At 70.3% G+C, this 13,869-nt stretch carries 16 protein-coding genes and 5 tRNA genes; 4 read left to right on the top strand and 17 right to left on the bottom strand.

Features of this window, described 5'->3' with window-relative positions; all coding sequences use genetic code 11:
* The 3 genes from ACFY2L_RS32070 to ACFY2L_RS32060 are packed head-to-tail and all read right to left on the bottom strand — an operon-like array spanning position 1 to position 3,004.
* Positions 1-1,158 carry a D-alanine--D-alanine ligase family protein gene (locus ACFY2L_RS32070; protein ID WP_390661338.1) on the bottom strand — a complete coding sequence of 386 codons (1,158 nt, stop codon included), beginning with the start codon at positions 1,156-1,158 and terminating at the stop codon, positions 1-3.
* Between the two features lie 59 nt (positions 1,159-1,217).
* Positions 1,218-2,228 (bottom strand): NAD(P)H-dependent glycerol-3-phosphate dehydrogenase, encoded by a 1,011-nt coding sequence (locus tag ACFY2L_RS32065; protein ID WP_390661339.1) that lies wholly within the window; start codon positions 2,226-2,228, stop codon positions 1,218-1,220.
* Entirely contained in the window at positions 2,225-3,004 is a 780-nt protein-coding gene (locus ACFY2L_RS32060) for a lysophospholipid acyltransferase family protein (RefSeq protein WP_390661340.1), read from the bottom strand. The genes ACFY2L_RS32065 and ACFY2L_RS32060 overlap by 4 nt, the downstream gene beginning before the upstream one ends.
* Before the next feature lie 161 nt (positions 3,005-3,165).
* Between ACFY2L_RS32060 and cofC the strand changes: the two genes are divergently transcribed.
* Together cofC and ACFY2L_RS32050 are read left to right on the top strand one after the other, a co-directional pair.
* Positions 3,166-3,846, top strand: coding sequence for a 2-phospho-L-lactate guanylyltransferase (gene cofC / locus ACFY2L_RS32055; protein WP_390824110.1), 681 nt, complete (start codon positions 3,166-3,168; stop codon positions 3,844-3,846).
* Positions 3,847-3,856: 10 nt separating this feature from the next.
* On the top strand, positions 3,857-4,060 hold the full coding sequence (locus tag ACFY2L_RS32050; protein WP_390661342.1) for a hypothetical protein: 204 nt from the start codon (positions 3,857-3,859) through the stop codon (positions 4,058-4,060).
* A 134-nt stretch (positions 4,061-4,194) separates the two neighbouring features.
* Here the strand turns inward: ACFY2L_RS32050 and ACFY2L_RS32045 are convergent, their stop codons facing one another.
* From ACFY2L_RS32045 to leuC, 4 genes are all read right to left on the bottom strand, one after another.
* Positions 4,195-4,821: an HU family DNA-binding protein gene (locus tag ACFY2L_RS32045; protein WP_390824109.1), complete on the bottom strand. Its 627-nt coding sequence runs from the start codon at positions 4,819-4,821 to the stop codon at positions 4,195-4,197.
* 137 nt (positions 4,822-4,958) lie between these two features.
* The gene (locus tag ACFY2L_RS32040; protein ID WP_390661344.1) at positions 4,959-5,189 is read right to left on the bottom strand and encodes a hypothetical protein; all 231 of its coding nucleotides are present in this window, start codon (positions 5,187-5,189) and stop codon (positions 4,959-4,961) included.
* Positions 5,190-5,454: 265 nt separating this feature from the next.
* Positions 5,455-6,048 (bottom strand): 3-isopropylmalate dehydratase small subunit, encoded by a 594-nt coding sequence (gene leuD, locus ACFY2L_RS32035; protein ID WP_390661345.1) that lies wholly within the window; start codon positions 6,046-6,048, stop codon positions 5,455-5,457.
* A 6-nt stretch (positions 6,049-6,054) separates the two neighbouring features.
* Entirely contained in the window at positions 6,055-7,482 is a 1,428-nt protein-coding gene (gene leuC, locus ACFY2L_RS32030; RefSeq protein WP_390824108.1) for a 3-isopropylmalate dehydratase large subunit, read from the bottom strand.
* A 189-nt stretch (positions 7,483-7,671) separates the two neighbouring features.
* Here leuC and ndgR point away from each other — a divergent pair, with 189 nt between their 5' ends.
* Positions 7,672-8,388 carry an IclR family transcriptional regulator NdgR gene (gene ndgR / locus ACFY2L_RS32025; protein ID WP_015036427.1) on the top strand — a complete coding sequence of 239 codons (717 nt, stop codon included), beginning with the start codon at positions 7,672-7,674 and terminating at the stop codon, positions 8,386-8,388.
* A 90-nt stretch (positions 8,389-8,478) separates the two neighbouring features.
* Here ndgR and ACFY2L_RS32020 read toward each other — a convergent pair whose 3' ends face one another.
* On the bottom strand, positions 8,479-8,988 hold the full coding sequence (locus ACFY2L_RS32020; RefSeq protein ID WP_390824107.1) for a DUF4188 domain-containing protein: 510 nt from the start codon (positions 8,986-8,988) through the stop codon (positions 8,479-8,481).
* Between the two features lie 38 nt (positions 8,989-9,026).
* Here ACFY2L_RS32020 and ACFY2L_RS32015 point away from each other — a divergent pair, with 38 nt between their 5' ends.
* Positions 9,027-9,671 carry a MerR family transcriptional regulator gene (locus tag ACFY2L_RS32015; protein ID WP_390824106.1) on the top strand — a complete coding sequence of 215 codons (645 nt, stop codon included), beginning with the start codon at positions 9,027-9,029 and terminating at the stop codon, positions 9,669-9,671.
* A gap of 50 nt (positions 9,672-9,721) precedes the next feature.
* Here ACFY2L_RS32015 and ACFY2L_RS32010 read toward each other — a convergent pair.
* The 9 genes from ACFY2L_RS32010 to ACFY2L_RS31970 all read right to left on the bottom strand — a co-directional run bounded on the left by ACFY2L_RS32010 (position 9,722) and on the right by ACFY2L_RS31970 (position 13,727).
* A tRNA-Glu gene (locus tag ACFY2L_RS32010) sits at positions 9,722-9,794 on the bottom strand.
* A gap of 28 nt (positions 9,795-9,822) precedes the next feature.
* Positions 9,823-9,894 (bottom strand) — tRNA-Gln (locus ACFY2L_RS32005).
* Positions 9,895-9,914: 20 nt separating this feature from the next.
* Positions 9,915-9,987: transfer RNA gene (locus tag ACFY2L_RS32000), tRNA-Glu, on the bottom strand.
* A 29-nt stretch (positions 9,988-10,016) separates the two neighbouring features.
* A tRNA-Glu gene (locus tag ACFY2L_RS31995) sits at positions 10,017-10,089 on the bottom strand.
* A 21-nt stretch (positions 10,090-10,110) separates the two neighbouring features.
* Positions 10,111-10,182, bottom strand: a tRNA-Gln gene (locus tag ACFY2L_RS31990).
* A gap of 90 nt (positions 10,183-10,272) precedes the next feature.
* The gene (locus ACFY2L_RS31985) at positions 10,273-11,004 is read right to left on the bottom strand and encodes an HAD family hydrolase (protein ID WP_390661349.1); all 732 of its coding nucleotides are present in this window, start codon (positions 11,002-11,004) and stop codon (positions 10,273-10,275) included.
* A gap of 96 nt (positions 11,005-11,100) precedes the next feature.
* On the bottom strand, positions 11,101-12,585 hold the full coding sequence (gltX, locus tag ACFY2L_RS31980) for a glutamate--tRNA ligase (RefSeq protein WP_390824105.1): 1,485 nt from the start codon (positions 12,583-12,585) through the stop codon (positions 11,101-11,103).
* Complete coding sequence (locus ACFY2L_RS31975) at positions 12,578-13,363, bottom strand: fumarylacetoacetate hydrolase family protein (protein ID WP_390661351.1); 786 nt, start codon at positions 13,361-13,363, stop codon at positions 12,578-12,580. The genes gltX and ACFY2L_RS31975 overlap by 8 nt, the downstream gene beginning before the upstream one ends.
* A 178-nt stretch (positions 13,364-13,541) precedes the next feature.
* Positions 13,542-13,727 (bottom strand): hypothetical protein, encoded by a 186-nt coding sequence (locus ACFY2L_RS31970; protein ID WP_390661352.1) that lies wholly within the window; start codon positions 13,725-13,727, stop codon positions 13,542-13,544.
* Positions 13,728-13,869 lie beyond the last annotated feature (142 nt).

Here is a 13,869-nt window from a genome sequence, read left to right as displayed (position 1 = left end):
CTACCGCAGTCCCGTGGACCTGCGCAGTGCCGCCTGGATCAGCCGGTCCACCAGCTCCTCGTAGCTGATGCCGCTCGCCTGCCACATCGCCGGGTACATCGAGATCGGTGTGAAGCCCGGCATCGTGTTGATCTCGTTGATGACGAACTCGCCGTCCTCGGTGAGGAAGAAGTCCGCGCGGACCAGGCCCTCGCAGGAGGCCGCCTCGAAGGCGTCCACGGCGAGCCTGCGGACCTCGGCCGTCTCCTCCTCGGTGAGCGGCGCGGGGACGATGCCCGGGGTCGAGTCGATGTACTTCGCCTCGAAGTCGTAGTACGCGTGCGCGTCCGGCGGCGGGATCTCGGCCGGTACGGAGGCCCGCGGGCCGTCCTCGAACTCCAGGACGCCGCACTCGATCTCACGGCCCCGCACGGCCGCCTCGACCAGGATCTTCGGGTCGTGCCGCTGGGCCTCCTCGATCGCCTCGTCGAGCCCGGACAGGTCGTCGACCTTGGTGATGCCGATCGACGAGCCCGCGCGCGCGGGCTTCACGAACAGCGGCCAGCCGTGCTCGCCGGCGAAGTCCACGATCTTCTTGCGGGCGGCCGCCGTGTCCTGCTGCCACTCACGCGGCCGGATCACCACGTACGGGCCGACCTTGAGCCCGAAGGAGGTGAACACCCGCTTCATGTACTCCTTGTCCTGGCCGACGGCCGAGGCGAGCACGCCCGAGCCGACGTAGGGGACACCGGAGAGCTCCAGCAGGCCCTGCAGGGTGCCGTCCTCGCCGTAGGGGCCGTGCAGGACGGGGAAGACCACGTCGACCTCGCCGAGCGCCTTGGGCACCGATCCCGGCTCGCTGTAGACGACTTCGCGGTTCGCGGGGTCGACGGGAAGCACCACGCCGCCCTCCTGCGACTCGGCGAGCGCGTCGATGTCGGGCGTACGGCGGTCGGTGATCGCCATGCGCTCCGGGTCGTCGGCGATGAGGGCCCAGCGCCCGTCCCGGGTGATGCCGATCGGCAGGACCTCGTACTTGGTCCGGTCGATGGCCTTCAGGACGGCTCCGGCGGTGACCACGGAGATCCCGTGTTCGGAGCTGCGGCCACCGGACACGACGGCCACACGCGGCTTGCGCGACGGCTGCTCGGGGCTCTGGGGGAGGTTCTCGGTGCTCATATCGGCATGAGAGTACCCGGTGGCCGGGGCGGGAGTCAGCGGCCACCCGCCGGGTTCGCTCAGCGTCGTTCGGGCTTCGCGCTGCGCGACATCAGCTCCTTGAGCGCGACCACCGGAGGCTTGCCCTCGTGGACGATGTCCACGACCGTCTCGGTGATGGGCATGTCGACGCCGTGCCGGCGGGCCAGATCCGCCACGGACTCGCAGGACTTGACGCCCTCGGCGGTCTGCCGGGTGACGGCGATGGTCTCCTGCAGGGTCATGCCCTTGCCCAGGTTGGTGCCGAAGGTGTGGTTGCGGGACAGCGGCGAGGAGCAGGTGGCCACCAGGTCGCCCAGGCCGGCGAGTCCGGCGAAGGTGAGCGGGTCGGCGCCCATGGCGAGGCCCAGCCGGGTGGTCTCGGCGAGGCCGCGGGTGATCAGGGAGCCCTTGGCGTTGTCACCGAGGCCCATGCCGTCCGCGATGCCGACGGCCAGGCCGATGACGTTCTTCACCGCGCCGCCCAGCTCGCAGCCCACCACGTCGGTGTTGGTGTACGGGCGGAAGTACGGCGTGTGGCAGGCGGCCTGGAGCCGCCGGGCGACGCCCTCGTCGGTGCAGGCGACCACGGCGGCGGCCGGCATGCGGGAGGCGATCTCCCGGGCGAGGTTGGGCCCGGTGACGACGGCGACGCGGTCCCGGCCGACCTTGGCGACGTCCTCGATCACCTCGCTCATCCGCATGGTCGTACCGAGTTCGACGCCCTTCATCAGGGAGACGAGGACGGTGTCCGGGGCGAGCAGGGGGGACCACTCGGCGAGGTTGGCGCGCAGGGTCTGGGAGGGCACCGACAGGACCGTGTAGTCGGCGCCGGCGGCGGCCTCGGCGGGGTCCGTCGTGGCGCGCAGGTTCTCCGGGAGCTCGATGCCGGGGAAGTAGTCGGGGTTGGCGCGGCTGGTGTTGATCGCCTCGGCCACCTCCGGGCGGCGCGCCCACAGGGTGACCTCGCACCCCGCGTCGGCGAGCACCATGCCGAAGGCCGTCCCCCATGAACCGGCACTGAAGACGGCCGCCTTGACGGGCTTGCTCACTTGCTCTTCTCCCCCTCGGGACGGGTCGTCCGCACACCGGTCTCCGCCTCGGTCCGGCGCCGCTGCTCGATCCGCTCGCGGCGCGGGTCGTAGGGCGTGTCGGGCGCCTTCTCGCCGCGGATCTCCTCCAGCTGGCGGGTGATGGCGGCCATGATGACCTCGGTCGCCTCCTTCAGGAGCTCCGGGGTCATCTCCTTGTCGTAGAAACGCGTCAGGTCGACGGGCGGGCCCGCGAGCACGCGGTGGGTCTTGCGCGGAAGGAGGTTGGGCTTCTTGGCGTACGGCGGCAGCAGTTCGTTGGCGCCCCACTGGGCGACCGGGATCACCGGGCACTTGGTCTGCAGGGCCACGCGCGCGGCGCCGGTCTTGGCGGTCATCGGCCAGCCGTCCGGGTCGCGGGTGAGGGTGCCCTCGGGGTAGAACGCGACGCACTCGCCCCGCTCCACGGCGTCGATCGCGGCCCGGAAGGCGCTGAGCGCGTCCGTGGACTCGCGGTAGACGGGGATCTGTCCGGTGCCGCGCATCGCGGCGCCCACGAAGCCGTCCTTGAACAGCGCGCTCTTCGCCAGGAAGCGCGGCACTCGCCCGGTGTTGTACTGGAAGTGCGCGTAGGCGAAGGGATCGGCGTGCGAATTGTGGTTCACCGCGGTGATGAATCCACCCTCGGCCGGAATGTGCTCCATTCCACGCCAGTCCCGCTTGATCAGAACCACCAGCGGTGGTTTGCAGAGGACCGCTGCGAAGCGGTACCAGAAGCCGATTCTGCGGCGGGGCACGCGGACACCTTCCTCTAGGGTTCCCAGGCTTCCCTTCGGGCCTGGGGACGCACAAGTGTCGCCCCGGGCCGCCGGTCTGTCGAGAACACCGTACGCCCGCCCGCCCGACCGGCGGAGGGGCCGGGTGACAATGGCCGCGAGAAGAGAGGGGCGGTACGCCGGTGCAGTGGAGCGTGGTCATACCCCTGAAGCCCTTGGCGCTGGCCAAGAGCAGGCTCGCGGACACCGCCGCCGACGGTCTGCGCCCGGGCCTCGCCCTCGCCTTCGCCGAGGACACGGTGGCGGCCGCGCTGGCCTGCGCCGCGGTGGGGGATGTGGTGGTCGTCACGGACGACACGCTGGCCGGACACACCCTGGCGGCGCTCGGCGCCCGCGTCGTCCCCGACGGGCCCGGCGCGGGCCTGAACGCGGCACTGGCGTACGGTGCCGCCGCCGTACGCCGCGCGCGTCCCGACGCCGCGGTGGCGGCCCTCAACGCGGATCTGCCGGCCCTGCGCCCGCCCGAATTGAGCAGGGTCCTGAACGCCGCCGCGGAATTCCCCCGTGCTTTTCTCGCCGACGCGGCGGCAATCGGCACCACACTTCTCGCGGTTTCCCCCGGCCGTGAATTGCTCCCGGCATTCGGGCCGGATTCCCGCTCCCGTCATCGCGCCTCGGGCGCCGCGGAACTCATCCTGACGGCGGTCGATTCCGTGCGCCAGGACGTGGACACCGGGGAGGATCTGCGGGCGGCGCTGTCCCTGGGCGTGGGGCCCCGGACGGCCGCGGCGGCGGCCCGGCTGCTGGGCCTGTCCGGCGGACCGGGCCGCAGGAGGGCGGCGGCCCCCGGGCCCGGGCAGTAGGCTGCGCCTCATGCAGGCGACCGCATACACGTACGACCCCGACACGCACAGCGGGCAGGTGCTGCTGGACGACGGCACTCCGGTGCCCTTCGACGCGCCCGCGTTCGACGCGGGCGGGCTGCGGCTGCTGCGGCCGGGGCAGCGGGTGAGGATCGAGACCGAGGGCGAAGGCGACGCCCGGCGCGTCACTCTGGTCACCCTGCACACGTTCTGAGCCGCACGGCAGCGCACACGGGCGCCCGGGATCCGGGGCGCGGGCCGGACACGCCGCGGGCCGGACACGCCGCGGGCCGGACTCCGAGAGGGAGTCCGGCCCGGCGCGTGAGTGCCCTCGCCGCCGTAGGCGTCCTACGACTGGCGGGCCGTGGCCTTCTTGGCGGTGGTCTTGCGGGCGGTCGACTTCTTGGCGGGGGCCTTCTTGGCGGTCGCCTTCTTCGCCGGGGTGGTCTTCTTCGCCGTGGCCGACTTGGCGGTGGTGGTCTTCTTGGCGGCCGCCGTCGTCTTCTTGGCGGTCGTCTTCTTCGCGGTGGTCTTCTTGGCGGTGGCCGTGGTCTTCTTCGCGGGGGTGGCCTTCTTCGCGGCGGCGGTCTTGGTGGTGGCCTTCTTCGCGGCGGCCTTCTTGACCGTCGCGGAGGCGCCGCCGGACAGGCTGCCCTTGGGGGCCTTCTTGACGGCGACCTCGCCGCCGCGCGGCAGCTTCTTGGAGCCGCTCACCAGGTCCTTGAAGCCCTGGCCTGCGCGGAAGCGCGGCACGGACGTCTTCTTGACCCGAACACGCTCGCCCGTCTGGGGGTTGCGAGCGTAGCGGGCCGGCCGGTCGACCTTCTCGAACGAACCGAAGCCGGTGACCGAGACCCGGTCCCCCGCGACGGTCGCGCGGACGATGGCGTCCAGGACCGCGTCGACCGCGTCGGCGGCCTGCTGTCGGCCGCCGAGCTTGTCGGCAATCGCTTCTACGAGCTGCGCCTTGTTCACGTCTTCCCCTTCGGAGACATCGCCAGAACGAAAGTGTTCAAGCTTTTTCGCACGTTAGGCAGATATATACCGCAAATCAAACACGAAACGGGCTAATCACCCTTGTGCCGCAACGAACTCGGCTGCTTTGGAGGCGATCAACGCTCCTCTTCGGGCATTCGCCCTTCGTCGAGGTCCCTCATGAACCCCTCCAGACGCCTTGTCGCATCGGCGAGATCGTGCTTGGCCGCGGCCGTAATGACCAGCAGCTTCCGGGTCAGCGCCATCCGTACGCCCTCCGGGACTTGCAGTGCGCGCACCGCTGCGTGCGCTTCCTTGAGTTGGTTCGCGACCGCCGTATAGAGCTCGAGTTGGCCGTCGTGTTCCATGCACAGATTGTGCCATCTGGGGCGAGTTGTCGCCCGCCCAGGGGGCAACTGACGCCTCAAACGGCCGTCCGGGCACCGACGGAGGCCACGTCCACACAAGGCGCGTACCCCGGCAACCACCGCCCTAACGTGGGAAGTTGGCAGGACGGACGACGCTTCGCGGCCGCGCGGGACCCCAGACACGCCTGTACCCCCGATCGGACCGATCGGGGGTACAGGAGGGGTGTTGGGCTGGCCGAATCTCGACTTGCGCCGGGGCCGCGGCTCAGACCGGGAGCGTCCTCGGCTTGTACGACGGACGCTTGGCCTCGTACGCGGCGATGTCCGCCTCGTTCTGGAGGGTGATGGAGATGTCGTCCAGGCCGTTCAGCAGCCGCCAGCGGGAGTTCTCGTCCAGCTCGAAGGAGGCGGTGATGCCCTCGGCGCGCACCTCACGCGCCTCGAGGTCCACCGTGACCTCAGCAGTGGGGTCCTTCTCCGTGAGCTCCCACAGCGCGTCCACGATCTTCTGCTCCAGGACCACCGTGAGCAGGCCGTTCTTCAGCGAGTTGCCGCGGAAGATGTCGGCGAAGCGGGAGGAGATCACGGCCTTGAAGCCGTAGTTCTGGAGCGCCCAGACGGCGTGCTCACGGGAGGAGCCGGTGCCGAAGTCGGGGCCGGCGACCAGCACGGTCGCCCCCTGCCGCTCGGGGCGGTTGAGGATGAACGTCTCGTCCTTGCGCCAGGCCTCGAACAGACCGTCCTCGAACCCGTCCCGCGTGACCTTCTTGAGCCAGTGAGCAGGGATGATCTGGTCGGTGTCGACGTTGGAGCGGCGCAGCGGGACGGCCCGGCCGGTGTGCGTGGTGAATGCTTCCATGACTGATCAGACTCCAGCGGGCGCGGGGGTGTCGGCGGACAGGTCGGCCGGGGAGGCCAGGTGACCGAGGACGGCCGTGGCGGCCGCGACCTGCGGCGACACCAGGTGCGTACGACCGCCCTTGCCCTGCCGGCCCTCGAAGTTGCGGTTGGAGGTGGACGCGGAGCGCTCACCGGGGGCCAGCTGGTCGGGGTTCATGCCCAGGCACATCGAGCAGCCCGCGTGCCGCCATTCGGCGCCGGCCTCCTTGAAGACCACGTCGAGGCCCTCGGAGACGGCCTGCAGACCGACCCGCGCGGAGCCCGGCACGACCAGCATCCGCACGCCGTCGGCGACTTTGCGGTCCTTGAGGATGTCCGCGGCGGCGCGCAGGTCCTCGATGCGGCCGTTGGTGCAGGAGCCTACGAAGACGGTGTCCACCTTGATGGAGCGCAGCGGCTGTCCGGCCTCCAACCCCATGTACTCCAGGGCCTTTTCGGCGGCGAGGCGCTCCGAAGCGTCTTCGTACGAAGCCGGGTCGGGGACGTCCGCCGAAAGCGGCGCGCCCTGGCCGGGGTTGGTGCCCCAGGTGACGAACGGCGAGAGCGCGGCGGCGTCGATGTGGACCTCGGCGTCGAAGACCGCGTCCTCGTCCGTCTTCAGGGTCTTCCAGTACGCGACGGCGGCGTCCCAGTCCTCGCCCTCGGGGGCGTGCGGACGGCCCTGGAGGTACGCGAAGGTGGTCTCGTCGGGAGCGATCATGCCCGCGCGGGCGCCGGCCTCGATCGACATGTTGCAGATGGTCATCCGGGCCTCCATCGAGAGCTTCTCGATGGCGGAGCCGCGGTACTCCAGGATGTAGCCCTGGCCGCCGCCCGTACCGATCTTGGCGATGATCGCCAGGATCAGGTCCTTGGCGGTGACGCCCTCGGGCAGTTCGCCGTCGACCGTGATGGCCATGGTCTTGGGGCGGGCCAGCGGCAGCGTCTGGGTGGCCAGCACGTGCTCGACCTGCGAGGTGCCGATGCCGAACGCCAGCGCGCCGAAGGCACCGTGCGTGGAGGTGTGGGAGTCGCCGCAGACCACGGTGGTGCCGGGCTGGGTCAGACCCAGCTGGGGGCCCACGACGTGGACGACGCCCTGCTCGACGTCGCCGAGCGGGTGCAGCCGGACGCCGAACTCGGCGCAGTTCTTGCGCAGCGTCTCCAGCTGGGCCCGGGAGACCGGGTCGGCGATCGGCTTGTCGATGTCGAGGGTGGGGGTGTTGTGGTCCTCGGTCGCGATGGTGAGGTCCAGACGCCGCACCGGGCGGCCGTTCTGCCGCAGACCGTCGAAGGCCTGGGGGCTGGTCACCTCGTGCAGCAGGTGCAGATCGATGAAGAGGAGGTCGGGCTCGCCCTCGGCGCGCCGGACGACGTGGTCGTCCCAGACCTTCTCCGCGAGTGTCCTACCCATCGCTTTCCCTCCGGCCGGCAATGACGCACCGGCCCAACTAGAGATCTTGTGGAGGCGACGCCCACGGCCCCTGTTCCCGGGCACCCGCCGCCAGGCCCGCTGGTCTCCGGGCCGCCATGTGTCCAAGGGTTGCGCGTCTCACGGAAAAATGAACTTGCGTTTCACAGAGTGAGACGGGAATATCGTTTCATGGACAACAGTAGCGGCGTGGGCGTTCTGGACAAGGCGGCCCTTGTCTTGAGCGCCCTCGAGTCCGGCCCGGCCACCCTCGCGGGGCTGGTCGCGGCCACCGGACTCGCACGACCCACGGCCCACCGACTGGCCGTGGCACTGGAACACCACCGTATGGTGGCGCGCGACATGCAGGGCCGTTTCATCCTCGGCCCCCGCCTCGCGGAGCTCGCGGCGGCAGCCGGCGAGGACCGCCTCCTCGCGACCGCCGGACCGGTGCTCACCCACCTCCGTGACGTGACGGGCGAGAGCGCGCAGCTCTACCGCCGCCAGGGCGACATGCGCATCTGCGTCGCCGCGGCGGAGCGCCTGTCCGGCCTTCGGGACACGGTCCCGGTCGGCTCCACGCTCACGATGAAGGCCGGTTCCTCGGCCCAGATCCTCATGGCCTGGGAGGAGCCGGAGCGGCTGCACCGCGGCCTCCAGGGCGCCCGCTTCACGGCGACCGCCCTGTCGGGCGTACGGCGCCGCGGCTGGGCCCAGTCCATCGGCGAGCGCGAGCCGGGCGTCGCGTCCGTCTCCGCGCCGGTGCGCGGCCCCTCCAACCGCGTGGTGGCCGCGGTGTCCGTCTCCGGCCCCATCGAACGGCTGACGCGCCACCCGGGCCGTATGCACGCCCAGGCGGTCATCGACGCGGCGGCCCGGCTGTCGGAGGCCCTGCGCCGCACGGGCTGAGCGTCCCGTCGACGGGAGACCCCGGACATCACCGGGGAGGGCCGGCCTCAACGCCGCGGCAGGCCCTCCCCGGTCCCCCGGAACCCCCCGTCACCCGGTCTTCCCGCCGGCCCGGGCGGACCGGTACGCGTAGCGATCCTTCGCGTACCGCCCCCGCTCCGCCAGCGGCACCTGTCCGTGCGCGGCGGCCAGCCCGAACGCCGGCATGTCCCCGTAGATCGCCTCGTACGATCCCTCCGGCACGACGTACGCCTCGTGCCAGATCCCCACGTGCCCGCGCACCTTGCCCTCCCGCTCCAGGCGGTTGAGCCTGGCCCACGCCTGGTGGTGGAACGCGTCGGGCGCGCCCGCGTACGCGTACAGCTTCTCCTTGGACTCCCAGTACTGGACGACGTAGTACGTCCGCGGCGAGGCCGTCAGCAGAACCCGGCTGAGGAGCCCCCGGCCCGGATCCTTCCTCAGCTCGGCCAGCATCCGGAACATCGCCAGCATCACCGGCACCCACTGGTGCACGGCCCAGAAGTGGTTGACTCGCATGCCGATGAGCAGGACGACCACGTCACCCTGTGCGTCCGCGGTGGTACGGGTGGCTACAGACATGCTTGGATAGTGCCGCTGACCAAGGAAGGGCGCAAGACGTGCGACTGGCCGAACTGAGCGAGCGCAGCGGGATCTCCACGGCGACGATCAAGTACTACCTGCGCGAAGGCCTGTTGCCGCCCGGCCGCCAGATCAACGCGACGACCGCCGAGTACGACGAGGAGCACCTGCGCCGGCTGCGGCTGGTGCGGGCGATGATCCAGGTGGGCCGGATCCCGGTGGCCACGGTCCGCGAGGTCCTCGGACACGTCGACGACGACTCCCTCGGCCGTACGATCCGGCTCGGCGCGGCCCTGTGGGCGCTGCCCCAGGTCCCGGAGCCGGACGCGGAGGACGAGTACGTACGGGCCGCGCAGCGGGAGGCCGACGCACTGCTGCGGACGCTGGGCTGGGCCAACGCCCGCCTGCTGACCACCATCTCCCCCGCCTACCGTTCACTGGTGGTGGCGGTCGCCGCGCTGCGCCGCCTCGGCTACGACTGGGACGCCGAACTGCTCGCGTCCTACGCCCGGTTGATGCACCGGGCCGCCGTCCTCGACCTGGACTTCGTGGAGTCGCGGGAGTCGGAGGCGGAGCGGATCGAGACCGCGGTGCTGGGGGCGATCCTCGTCGAGCCGATGCTGCAGGCGCTGCACCGGCTGGCACAGGAGGAGGAGTCGGCGCGGCGGTACGGCTTCGAGTGACCCCGGACACGCGGAAGGCCCCCCGCCGAAGCGGAGGGCCTTCCGTGACGTACCCCCGACCGGATTCGAACCGGCGCTACCGCCTTGAGAGGGCGGCGTGCTAGGCCGCTACACAACGGGGGCATGGACACTGCGTTTCCGCAGGTCCGAGCTGGTCTACCTGGACTCGAACCAAGACTAACTGAACCAGAATCAGTCGTGCTGCCAATTACACCATAGACCAATGTGGTTTAGACCAGTCAGTACCCCCGACCGGATTCGAACCGGCGCTACCGCCTTGAGAGGGCGGCGTGCTAGGCCGCTACACAACGGGGGCCCTAGCAGTCCCGAGATGATCGGAACCAGTACCCCCGACCGGATTCGAACCGGCGCTACTGCCTTGAGAGGGCAGCGTGCTAGGCCGCTACACAACGGGGGCTTTGCAGATGAGCTCTGCGAGCTGGCCTACCTGGACTCGAACCAAGACTAACTGAACCAGAATCAGTCGTGCTGCCAATTACACCATAGGCCACTGGAACGCAAGCCCCGGAGGGGATCTTGTTCTAGTTCGCTCCTCCGGTTTCCGGCCTTTCGGCCCGCTCCCGGCGGCGCAGGAAGAACATTACCCGAAGGTGGACTGCGCTCCAAAACGGGTATCCGGGCCGAGGATCGCGGGCAGTTCGGCGAGGGTGGCGATCCGGTGCCGGCCGGCCGGGGTCTCGACGGCCGCCGTACCGCCGTAGCGATCGATCCACACCGAGAGCAGCCCCGCGTCGGCGGCGCCCCGCCCGTCGATCTCCGGGTGGTCGCCGACGTACGCCACTTGGTGCGGGGGCAGTCCCAGGGCGTCGCAGGCGGCGAGGAAGGCGGCGGCCTCCGGCTTGGAGACGCCCAGCTCCGCCGCGCACAGGATGGTCTCGAACCGGTCGTGCACCCCGAGGACGCGCAGCTTGTGGTCCTGGACGGTGAGGCTGGAGTTGGAGAGCACCGCGTGCCGGTGGCTGGCGGCGAGGGCGTCCAGGACGGGCAGGACGTCCGGGAACAGCGCCCAGGCGGCCTCGTAGTGCCTGATGTACCGCTGGAACCAGGCGTCGGCCTCCGCGTCGGTCAGCTCGGCCCCCAGGAAGACCCGCACCCGGTCCCGGCGCTGCCCCTCGAAGGTGACCTCCCCCGCCGAGAACCGTGCCCACTGCCGGTCGGTGACCTCCCGCCACCGGCCGAGGGCCTCCTCGGGGCTCCCGTACCCGGCCATCAGCCCCTCGGCCACGAGATGGGCCCGCATTCCCTCCCGGTCCGCGGTCGTGTAGTCGAAGAGGGTGTCGTCAACGTCCCAGACCACGGCGTGAATGCTCATGACCCGACGGTATCCCGGAGCCGGCCGGGCTGTCCGGGCCGACGGCGAAGGGGCGGCACCCGGTGGTCCGGGTACCGCCCCTCACGCACGCCCGTGTCAGGCCGCGAGCCTCGCCAGTGCCGCGTCGATGCGGGCCAGCGTCGTCTCCCTGCCCAGGACTTCCAGGGACTCGAAGAGGGGCAGGCCGATCGTGCGGCCGGTGACGGCTACGCGGACCGGGGCCTGGGCCTTGCCGAGCTTGAGGCCGTGGGCCTCACCGGCGGCCAGGACGGCCTCCTTCAGGGACTCCGCCGAGGTCCAGTCGGCGGACTCCAGCTTCTCGCGGGCCGTGCGCAGCAGGGCGTCGCTGCCCTCCTTCATCGCCTTCGTCCAGCTCGGCTCGTCGAAGACCGGCTCCGCGAGGAACAGGAAGTCGACGTTGTCGGTGATCTCCGAGAGGACCTTGAGACGGGTCTGCGCGTGCGGGGCGATCGCCTGCCACTTCGTCTCGTCGAAGTCCTCCGGCGCCCAGGGGGCGAACGGGGCCTTCAGCCACGGGCGGCAGCGCTCCGTGAAGTCCTTGACCTCCAGCAGGCGGATGTGGTCGGCGTTGATCGCCTCGCACTTCTTCAGGTCGAAGCGCGCCGGGTTGGGGTTGACGTCCGTGATGTCGAAGGCCGCGACCATCTCCTCCATGGTGAAGATGTCCTGGTCGGCGGAGAGCGACCAGCCGAGGAGGGAGAGGTAGTTGAGCAGGCCCTCGGGGAGGAATCCGCGCTCGCGGTAGAGGTTGAGCGAGGACTGGGGGTCCCGCTTCGACAGCTTCTTGTTGCCCTCGCCCATCACGTACGGCAGATGCCCGAAGGCGGGGATCCGCTGGGCGAGGCCCAGCTCGATCAGCGCCTTGTACAGGGCGATCTGGCGCGGGGTGGAGGAGAGCAGGTCCTCGCCGCGCAGGACGTGCGTGATCTCCATCAGCGCGTCGTCGACCGGGTTCACGAGCGTGTAGAGGGGCGCCCCGTTGGCTCGCACGATCCCGTAGTCCGGCACGTTCTCCGGGGTGAACGTCAGCTCGCCGCGGACCAGGTCGGTGAAGGTGATCGTCTCGTCGGGCATGCGGAAGCGGACGATCGGGGTGCGGGCCTGGGCCCGGTACTCCTCGACCTGCGCCTCGGTCAGGTCCCGGCAGTGGCCGTCGTAGCCGGACGGCTTGCCGGCGGCGCGGGCGGCCTCGCGGCGGGTGTCCAGCTCCTCCTGCGAGCAGTAGCAGTGGTAGGCGTGGCCGGCGTCCAGGAGCTTGGCGGCGACGTCCTTGTAGAGGTCCATCCGCTGCGACTGGCGGTACGGCGCGTGCGGGCCGCCGATCTCGGGGCCCTCGTCCCAGTCGAAGCCCAGCCAGCGCAGGGAGTCGAGCAGCTGGTTGTACGACTCCTCGGAGTCGCGGGCCGCGTCGGTGTCCTCGATGCGGAAGACCAGCGTGCCCTGGTGGTGCTTGGCGAACGCCCAGTTGAACAGGGCGGTGCGGACCAGGCCCACGTGGGGGTTACCGGTGGGGGAAGGACAGAAACGTACGCGGACGGGTGAGCCGGGTGCGCTAGCCACGCTTGACAACCTTGTTGGTGAGAGTGCCGATGCCTTCGATGGTGACGGCGACCTCGTCGCCGACAGCCAGGGGGCCGACCCCTGCCGGGGTGCCCGTGAGGATCACGTCGCCGGGGAGCAGCGTCATGGCCTCGGTGATGTTGACGATCAGATCCTCGATCGAGTGGATCATCTCGCTGGTGCGGCCGAGCTGGCGCTGCTGGCCGTCGACCGTGAGCTGGATCGTGAGGTCGGACGCGGTGGCGAGGTCCATGTCCGTCTCCACCCAGGGGCCGAGCGGGCAGGACGTGTCGAAGCCCTTGGCCCGCGCCCACTGCTTCTCGCGCCGCTGGACGTCCCGTGCGGTGACGTCGTTGGCACAGGTGTAGCCGAGGATCACGTCCGCCACGCGCTCCCGCGGGACCTCGCGGCACATCCGGCCGATGACGACGGCGAGCTCCGCCTCGTGGTGCAGTTCCTCGGAGAACGGGGGGTACTGGATGTCGTCGCCGGGGCCGATCACCGAGGTGGACGGCTTGAAGAAGGCGAACGGGGCGTCCGGCACCTCGTTGCCCAGTTCCCTGGCGTGCTCGGCGTAGTTGCGGCCGAAGGCCACGACCTTGTTGGGCAGCACGGGCGGAAGCAGCCGGACCTTGCTCAGCGGCACCTTCGTGCCGGAGAGCTCGTGTTCCGCGAACGGGATGCCCTTGATGATGTCGAGGACGAGCTCGTCCGGCTTGTCGCCCTCGACCGCGCCGAAGGCGACGTTGCCGTCGATGGAGAACCTGGCGATGCGCACGGGTTGGTTGGCCCCTTGACTGAGCTGGCTGGAGTGTGACGCTCCAGGCTAACGCGGAAGGGCGCCCCCGGCCGGGGACGCCCTTGACATCCGTGGGCGGGCGCCTTGAGCATTCGGCGGCCCGTGCCCGTATTGCTCCGCGAGATCGGTGAAGATCTCGTGGATCCCCTCGGGGGATCTACTCCGCGACGGAGGCCGCGACCGGGGCCTCCATGAGGATGGTGCGCTTGGGATTGGCAGTCTGGGCGGGAAGGTCGACGGCGTGCTCCGGCTCCGGGAGCTGCAGTTCGTCGGCGTCCTGGAGGTGCGCCAGCGTCGTGCGCCGCGGGTTGGCGATCTTGTGGAACATCGTCGTCGTCTTCACTGTTGTACTGGACCCTGTCTGCTCGTACTGCCGGCTTGTCGGATATGCCATCCCTGTAAAGCGTCAGGCTAAACACGCGATTCCCGGGGAAGGCGTGAAGGTCGCATGATCAGCATGTGAGTTTGCTCACGAATCGCCACCC

Source organism: Streptomyces sp. NPDC001381 (assembly GCF_042895685.1).
GTDB lineage: Bacteria > Actinomycetota > Actinomycetes > Streptomycetales > Streptomycetaceae > Streptomyces.
The sequence above is the reverse complement of the archived record's forward strand: the minus strand, read 5'-3'. Positions and strand labels throughout refer to the sequence as shown.

What these genes read in the sequence shown, in the direction of transcription:
- ACFY2L_RS32070 (WP_390661338.1), bottom strand. Translation starts at nt 1,158, where the DNA reads ATGAGCACCGAGAACCTCCCCCAGAGCCCCGAGCAGCCGTCGCGCAAG.
- ACFY2L_RS31985 (WP_390661349.1), bottom strand. Translation starts at nt 11,004, where the DNA reads ATGAGCATTCACGCCGTGGTCTGGGACGTTGACGACACCCTCTTCGAC.
- ACFY2L_RS32050 (WP_390661342.1), top strand. Translation starts at nt 3,857, where the DNA reads ATGCAGGCGACCGCATACACGTACGACCCCGACACGCACAGCGGGCAG.
- leuC (WP_390824108.1), bottom strand. Translation starts at nt 7,482, where the DNA reads ATGGGTAGGACACTCGCGGAGAAGGTCTGGGACGACCACGTCGTCCGG.
- ACFY2L_RS32020 (WP_390824107.1), bottom strand. Translation starts at nt 8,988, where the DNA reads ATGTCTGTAGCCACCCGTACCACCGCGGACGCACAGGGTGACGTGGTC.
- leuD (WP_390661345.1), bottom strand. Translation starts at nt 6,048, where the DNA reads ATGGAAGCATTCACCACGCACACCGGCCGGGCCGTCCCGCTGCGCCGC.
- ndgR (WP_015036427.1), top strand. Translation starts at nt 7,672, where the DNA reads ATGGACAACAGTAGCGGCGTGGGCGTTCTGGACAAGGCGGCCCTTGTC.
- ACFY2L_RS32040 (WP_390661344.1), bottom strand. Translation starts at nt 5,189, where the DNA reads ATGGAACACGACGGCCAACTCGAGCTCTATACGGCGGTCGCGAACCAA.